The 7,711-nt window shown below is 34.3% G+C and carries 8 protein-coding genes and 1 tRNA gene; 3 read left to right on the forward strand and 6 right to left on the reverse strand.

The window, feature by feature from the left end; translation table 11 throughout:
• The 3 genes from QHH19_05915 to QHH19_05925 form a co-directional block, all read right to left on the reverse strand.
• On the reverse strand, positions 1 to 1,903 hold a 1,903-nt coding region (locus QHH19_05915), incomplete at its 3' end, for a hypothetical protein (GenBank protein ID MDH7517862.1).
• Between the two features lie 81 nt (positions 1,904 to 1,984).
• Positions 1,985 to 2,575 carry a dTMP kinase gene (gene tmk / locus QHH19_05920; GenBank protein ID MDH7517863.1) on the reverse strand — a complete coding sequence of 197 codons (591 nt, stop codon included), beginning with the start codon at positions 2,573 to 2,575 and terminating at the stop codon, positions 1,985 to 1,987.
• Entirely contained in the window at positions 2,572 to 3,594 is a 1,023-nt protein-coding gene (locus QHH19_05925) for a DNA primase large subunit PriL (GenBank protein MDH7517864.1), read from the reverse strand. The genes tmk and QHH19_05925 overlap by 4 nt, the downstream gene beginning before the upstream one ends.
• 344 nt (positions 3,595 to 3,938) lie before the next feature.
• Here QHH19_05925 and QHH19_05930 point away from each other — a divergent pair.
• Positions 3,939 to 4,012 (forward strand) — tRNA-Ile (locus QHH19_05930).
• Between the two features lie 120 nt (positions 4,013 to 4,132).
• Here QHH19_05930 and QHH19_05935 read toward each other — a convergent pair.
• From QHH19_05935 to QHH19_05945, 3 genes are all read right to left on the reverse strand, one after another.
• Entirely contained in the window at positions 4,133 to 5,191 is a 1,059-nt protein-coding gene (locus QHH19_05935) for a hypothetical protein (GenBank protein MDH7517865.1), read from the reverse strand.
• A gap of 3 nt (positions 5,192 to 5,194) precedes the next feature.
• Positions 5,195 to 6,064 carry a site-specific DNA-methyltransferase gene (locus QHH19_05940; GenBank protein MDH7517866.1) on the reverse strand — a complete coding sequence of 290 codons (870 nt, stop codon included), beginning with the start codon at positions 6,062 to 6,064 and terminating at the stop codon, positions 5,195 to 5,197.
• A gap of 387 nt (positions 6,065 to 6,451) precedes the next feature.
• The gene (locus tag QHH19_05945) at positions 6,452 to 6,703 is read right to left on the reverse strand and encodes a hypothetical protein (GenBank protein ID MDH7517867.1); all 252 of its coding nucleotides are present in this window, start codon (positions 6,701 to 6,703) and stop codon (positions 6,452 to 6,454) included.
• Positions 6,704 to 6,882: 179 nt separating this feature from the next.
• Between QHH19_05945 and QHH19_05950 the strand changes: the two genes are divergently transcribed.
• Both QHH19_05950 and QHH19_05955 read left to right on the forward strand, forming a co-directional pair.
• Positions 6,883 to 7,389 carry an asparaginase domain-containing protein gene (locus tag QHH19_05950; protein MDH7517868.1) on the forward strand — a complete coding sequence of 169 codons (507 nt, stop codon included), beginning with the start codon at positions 6,883 to 6,885 and terminating at the stop codon, positions 7,387 to 7,389.
• A 109-nt stretch (positions 7,390 to 7,498) separates the two neighbouring features.
• On the forward strand, positions 7,499 to 7,711 hold a 213-nt coding region (locus tag QHH19_05955; protein ID MDH7517869.1), incomplete at its 3' end, for a hypothetical protein.

A 7,711-nucleotide genomic window follows, 5' to 3' on the forward strand; every position in this document is an offset into this window, starting at 1 on the left:
AGCTGAAATTATACAACGTCCACTGCCTACCATCATTATTTCCAGTTGTATTTGGTCCATACATTATATTCCAACCAGAGGGAACATTAACCGAGGTTGTCGTACCCAGTATCATAACCTGCATAATAAACAAATCACCCTGCTGAGGGTTACTTGGATATGGTACATTAAACGATGTACCTGTACCAGCAGTACCAGCACCAGCGGAAATAAACTCAACTTGGTGATAAACACCTTGGTCAATTTCTTGTATGACCATAACATCTGCATCTGGACTCGTATCCTGCACATTCGGAAAATTAGTCTCAACACCTTTATCAGCACTACCATCAACGTTTGATGTATTGCTATCAACTGCATCTTTATGATCAGTTAAATCATTTGTCTGATTCTCCTGAAGTGTCATAACATAAGTATCAGGAAAAACCCCTTGACAATTTGCAAAGTTTGTCTCTGTTCCCTTATCAGCAGAACCATCAACATTGCAACTATTACTATCAACACTATCGTTAACCCAAGAAGCACTACTATTCCAACTACTATTATCTATACTCCAACGATACCACAATGTAACATTATCTAAACTGCTATTACCAGTAGCAGTAATATCATATGGCGTATAAACAACATTATAGGGAGAGATATCATCAACTGACGTATTGGTAACTGCATCGTTAAACGCATATGCGATATCATCACCAAAACAGAACATAAGCGTGTGATTACCTGGGGTAAGAACCTTTGAAACCTCAAAGCAAATCTCATCAGCAGAAAAATTACTAACAAAAACAGAATTATCAATCCACTCATAATCTAAAGACTCGTTACCACGTTTCAATTCTAAAAACCTTAAATCATAATCGTTGCTATTATCTGACCAATTAGTCCCATTAACAGCAGTGATAATCAAATTCGCCCTCCCGACGGTTGTAAACATAACAATCCATTCGTCACCAACAGCAGGGTAACTCTGCACATTAATAATCGTAATATCAGCATCATTTTCTGGAGCAATAATCATTGGAGAAAAACAAGATACAATCAAAAAAATTGCTAAAACTAAAACAAAAAAATTCTTACAAAAACCACTTAAATCACCAAAATTTTTATCCAAAAATAAAGAGCCAGCCCCATTGTTTTCAATTAATTTTAATTTACTTCGCGGATAAGTAAAAACATTTGATTTTACAAGTTCTTGTTTGTCCAAAGGCTTTTCATTTAAGATAGAATAATAAAATTTTTTATTGATAGTCGTTTTATCCTCCTGGGAATTAGCCTGCTTTTTAATAACTTGATGCGCAGTTTCATCAATATTTTTTTCCGATACTATCATCTTTCTTTCTTGATCGTTGCATATCAAATCTTTTTCAGCTAAAAAATTTCTATTTTTAATGCATGGTTGAAATACACCAACAATTGTTGAAAAGAAAAGACAAAAATCACCAATTATAACATTTAATGAATTACAAGAAACTTCCTTATTGTCTACAAATATTTTGATAGTCCAACTACCAGGGTTAACATTTTCAGAGAGGCTTATACAGAAAGAATAAGTATTGTTGGTTCTAATACATTTACCCTTATCTATGTAAGTGGAATCATAACCACTTGCATCTATCCAAACACCTTGATTATATTCCCATCTGTAATAGTTTTTAGTGGAGCGCACTTCAGATTCTGGCAAATATTTTCCGCTGTAAGCAACGATGTAAATATTTTCGCTTTCAAACTCCAGTGTTACATTCAGATAATGGAAATCACCTGGTGTAAGAATTGAATCTTTTAGAAACGCTCGTGGTTTAAATGGGACATTCTGGTTAGCTGATGTGTCTAAGCAAGTTAGACCAACAATCAGAATTGGCATTATAATTAGTATTACAACTGTTTTAGCTAAGTTACGCAATTGAGTATCCCATCCAATATATCAATTCAAAAATAGAATATCATATACAAATAATTATCTATCATTCAAAACGGAAAAACTCTATTTTTTAACAATATCCATAAAACAGATATCTGCTAATTCCCCAATACTTTTTGTTGCATCAAGTTTCATAAAACGTTTACCAACTGCTATTTTCAAATAATTTTTATGTACTTTTTCCAGGAAAGAAATCTTTTCAAAAGGTATAAGTTTACTTCTGTTTTGTATACGAGATAAGGATTCTTTTGGGTCTATGACAAAAACAAATGTTCTATCCGGTGTTATTATACGTTTTTTTGATAACTCCTTCAACCATTTCATAGGATTTTTAACATGATCTTGTAGCTGCGCACCCTGATATGCATAGGTTGATTCCGCGTAACGATCACATAACACAATATAATCTTCATCTAACCATTTTTGTATCTGCTTACAGTGTTCCATACGATCAGCTATGAATGCAAAAGAGGTTACAAAAGGGTCAGCATTAGTCTCTATAAATTTCTGCACACAACGCCCAATCCAAGTATCTGTAGGCTCATAGGTCAAAACAACTTTATAGCCATGGTTTTTTAGTTTTTTGCAAACAATTTTTGATACCGTGGATTTACCTGATCCATCAATTCCCTCAAAGGTTATGAAATGTTTCATTTTTCTCTCCATCTAGTTTTATAGTAACTTAATGGGTGGCGTGTTTTTTTACATAGTTCATCTATCTTTTCTATTGGGCATATTCCATAGGTTCTCATCTTGTCACATCCTGGCGGCGCATAAGATGTTGATGATATGGTACCTGTTATGTGTTCCACCTGGTACCTTGTTTTGTCTTCCTCATAATCAGGTGCGCTGCTGAATATCTTTAGTATATCCGCTGTGCTGAGTTTTAGTGAATTTAAAAAAGCGACTATAGCAAAACGACCCATATGTGGCACGTTTTCACCAGCCTGTATAGCCGCTAGCATGTCTTTCATGCATGGTGGAAGTTTTTCTATGCTAAGTTTACCAACTGGTGCAGCCTCTATATTTTTCCTATGAGTTGAAACCATGTTTTGTATTCTTCTTATATCAGATGAGAATATTTTCTGAACAGCTTCGTCACATTTCATTTTATCCAACTCATCATTTATACGCCGTCTAAGAGCCTCCTGTATCAGCCTCGCAAGGTCTTTATGCGATATCTTGATGTAACCGTTTTTCATCTCCCTGTTTATCATCTTCCATTCCTTGTACCTCGTCGGAGCGTTATGTATGTAGTCAGTGAAAAATATACTCAGTTTGTTCGTATCCTCAAAATATTTCACATCCAAGTTGAATTCTTTTGAAACATTTATCAAAAAAGAGGTCGGTTCATTTATGAGGTTTCTATACGCATGTGACGCCTCACCCAATGCATATCGTCTTTTGAAATAGTTATCACCTATGCATACAGCTATCATTCTTGCTATTGGATATGATAGTAGTTCCATTATACAATCTGATTCTGTCGCCAAGCTCCGATTACCTACATCTCTCTCCTTAAAGGTCTTATCAAGTCTTTCTACACCTATTGTACGAGCACGTTCATACAATGGGTCTTCTAAAAGATCTTCTACAGATATAGCATTGTTTTTAACATAAATTTTAGAATCATCCAAGAAAGGATACCTAGCTAATGTTGATAAATCCACCATTTCACTAATAATCTAACCTATACTAATTAATGAATTTTGCTCTTTAAAAAAATATTATTTCTTTTGTCAAATTGACAATTTCACAGATAGAGTATATATATTACTTCTTAAGAGAGATAGGTAATATGGACGAAGAGGAGGATGTGGAGTTTATATTGTGGAAAACAGGGTTGAATAAAGAGCTGCCATCGTTCTGGAAAAAACTACTTGATTAAATATCAATTAAAAAATTGTGTTTACCTGGTAGCTTAAACTCTGACTAATAGATTATTTTAAACTACTGCATAAGTTTTTAAGGTCAAAATTTTAAGTAGTAGAAGTTATATTATGCCCATTGGTTTTAAGGGCTCGTAGCTTAGACTGGTGGAGCGACTGGCTCATAACCAGTTGGTCGCAGGTTCAAATCCTGCCGGGCCCACTACTCACAACAGGAGAGGTTTTGCCAAGGATAAGTGCATATTTAGGAACGAACCAACAAGGATGCGCCATCAGTGACAAAAAGAAAAAATTCTCCACGAATTATTGGAACTTCTCCAGTTTAGATAATCTTATTATTGACCATAATTTTGAAGTCGTTTGTCTTTGCTTCTTTTTTCAAAAGAGTGAAAAATTGTTTTTGTTTCTTGTTTAATTTAGATAGTTTGAAATCTTTCTTCGTTGTCAATTTCAGTAATGAAATGGAGTTATATTTCTTATTATTAATTATCACATCTTTTAGATTAGTAAACAATATCATCTTTAGAAGCCCATCTTTTATATCTTCATTTGAAGGGAGTTTGTTCTGTTTAGTATGTTTTCCCTCGATCAAATATACATCTTTTCCATGCAGTTCAAACTCATCAACGGTAAAAAAGTAGTATCCACCAAGGTAATTTTTTATCGTCAGTGTAGCCTTTTTTCCTGTTAATTTTTCTTTTGGTTGTTTAGTGACACTTTCTCGTTTTTGAGCTTTTTCAGCCAGATTTCTTGATAGATTAATGAACGATTCTTTACCTTTAAGTAATTCTTTGATTCTTTTCTCAGCAGAACTACGAGAATGCATTTTCACCCCTAATTTTTGAGATATCTTTCCGTATGATTCTAATGCTTTCCTGCTAATTTTTCCTACATTTTCAATTTGCATGAGATTCCAATGTAATGCATCAGATTGATATGACAACAATTTTTTCAACTCTCTTTTCACATGTCTGATATTAAACCGTTGTTTCGTGATTTTATTTTTGTACCGTGAGCTTTGTAGAGCATCGCCATAATATGATATGATGACATAGACCCCAAGGAGACTCATCAATGATATCGTATCCCATTGCAAAAAATCCCGATCACCATCAAATCCCTCATCCTTCACAATAGGAATGATTGTAACTCTTCGACCAGAGAATTTGAGAGAATCATAAATACGTGCATATGGATACGATCGTGTTCTTTTAGCTGAAACCCACCAGCTTACTGCAATCTGATTTTTCCTATTAAAAGAAAGAACAAATGTAGCATCATTTTCTAACGCTACACCTAGTTTCTGAAAAGAATATGTGTTCAACTCTTTGCACAATAATGGCGTATAATCAATTCCTCTGATGCTCGCGAAAATATCCATATATTAAACCTCTACTGCATTCGTCATCGGCTGTTTTTTCATCCGTGGTTTCTCCCGAACAATCACTTCAAAAGAATCAGTATTTCCATCTAAGCGCTTTTGTCCATCGAAACCGGTTTTTTTCTTTACAATCGGAATAAGTTCTTCCTTGATTTCTATCCCGATGCTGTTACGACCAAGATCCCGAGCGACCTTCATCGTCGTTCCAGAACCAGCAAATGGATCAAGGACAGTTTCACCGACATAGGAAAATAAGGTTATCGCCCGATACGGTAGTTCCTCCGGAAATGCAGCAATATCTTTTTCAAGAGGAGACCCAGGGAGCACATTATTCATCTCCCATAGCGTCATAAACCATTTTTTATCTTGGAATTTCTTCGTATCAATTTTCGATTGTTCTCTTATTTCTTGTGGTATTGACTTATAATCAAATTTACCTTTTTGGAAAATGATAATGCTTTCGAGAAGATTATCTGGATAAAAATACATGGGGTAAGGGTTTTGCAGAATCACGCCACTTCGTCTGCTGATTCTCAGGTATCCATCTGGCTTTTTCCATGTAATTCTGTCTCTGTAGTTGAATCCTGCATCTAAAAAAATACGTGTTGCATCAGCAATAATTGGAAATTTCTCTCCATTCACCAACATATCATCGATGTTAAGAACAACGACTCTACCATCGTCTACAACCCGATAAAGCTCTTTAGAAACCCGACGAAGAACACCAAGATACTGGTAGTAATTTTTAAATAAACCCTCATAATCAAATGGAGCGTTAAAATAAGGAGGTGATGTTACTACTAAATGTATGCTTTTGTCTTGGATCTCTGGCATCTCCATACAGTTACCAATAATGAGTTTGTGATGTGTCATAATAAACCTCCGTAAAAACCACATAGATCTTATCCTTTTAAGAGTTTTGTATTTGCTTTTCATAAGAAGCAAATAAGATATTTATAAAAAAGAAAATAAAAAAAGGTAGAGAGATAGCTCCAATTGCCAATAAAAACAGAGTTGTTTTTTATTACAAAACTCTCCTAAAATTCTCTCCTGTTGGCCTCCTGAAGTCCTGCCGGGCCCATCACTTATCAATCATCAAGAAATAATTAACTATTTTTTCTGTTTTTTTTCGTTTTTCTCAAATTCTTTCATGGAATCTAAAAATGCTTGTACACCAAGATATACGCCTGCACCAAACATTTCTTTTGAAAGATCTTTCTTTGAAAGTTCCTTTAATTCTTCTTTTTTCTCAGACCATATCTATGGAAAAACATCATTTACTACCATTCGTGTAAAATTATCGATAGCAGTATCAACAAACTCATCCAATGGCATATCCACATGAATGTTTTCTAGGTCATCATCTATTTTGAGAGCATCAGCTTTTTGAAAACATTCAGAACACATGTGTTTCTTAGATGTTTTTAACATCTCCTCAGGGCATTCGATGTCTTTACCACAAAAACTACATTTGACTTTTACAATTTTACTATCGCTAAAATTTTTAATCATTTTTATTCCACCACAAATTTTACATGTTCATATATGCACTCTCTTTTTTAAATAGATAACTGAAAGGGGTGTTTCAAATGTTTTGTTTGTTTTCCGCTAAACCATTTATTTTTTTAGATAAAAAGAAGGTTTTTTTCTGATAAAATATTAATAATCTTCACATATACCCTCACCCATATATGGTAATAAAAATATTTGTTACAGGTGGTACATTCGACAAAGAATACGACGAGATAAAGGGTGTGTTATTTTTCAAAAAAACACATATCTCTGAGATGCTGAAACTTGGACATTGTAACCTGAAATTTGATGTCACCACCTTGATGATGAAAGACAGTTTAGATATGACTGATGATGACCGGAAACTTATTCTTGAGAGCTGTAAAAAAGCTAAGGAGGATAAAATTGTTATAACGCATGGTACTGACACTATGGCTGAGACAGCAAAGGTTCTTGGTAAATCAATAAAGGATAAAACAATTGTTTTAACAGGTGCTATGATCCCATATAAATTTGGTAGCTCAGATGGTTTGTTTAACCTAGGTAGTTCATTGGCTTTTGTACAAGTACTACCACCAGGTGTTTATATATCTATGAATGGGCGATATTTCAATTGGGACAACGTTAGAAAAAATAAAGAAACAGGTATTTTTGAAGAAATAAAACAGACCACAAATCAACCATAGAATCTTTTTGTTTTAACAACGCCTTTTTTAAGTGTTGCCCCAAATTTTCCTAGTGTCCTAGCATAATTAAAATATTATAAATTGTATTACCTTCTTTGGTGATATGTGGATGGGATGTAAGATAACCATAGAAAAAAGAAAGCAGTTGAAAGAACGAGCGAAGACCTTGTTTTGTCCCTTTGAAAAATGTAAGAACTACCATAAATCTGGAAAAGGAAACATCGTGTTCATAAGGAAGTATGGGGATGATGAGCACATGAATCTGTTTCAGTGTAAAACCTGTGGACGTACCTTTTCTGAGCGACGTGGTACACCATTGTTT

The organism is Candidatus Thermoplasmatota archaeon (genome assembly GCA_029907305.1).
In the GTDB taxonomy this organism is placed as follows: domain Archaea; phylum Thermoplasmatota; class E2; order DHVEG-1; family DHVEG-1; genus JARYMC01.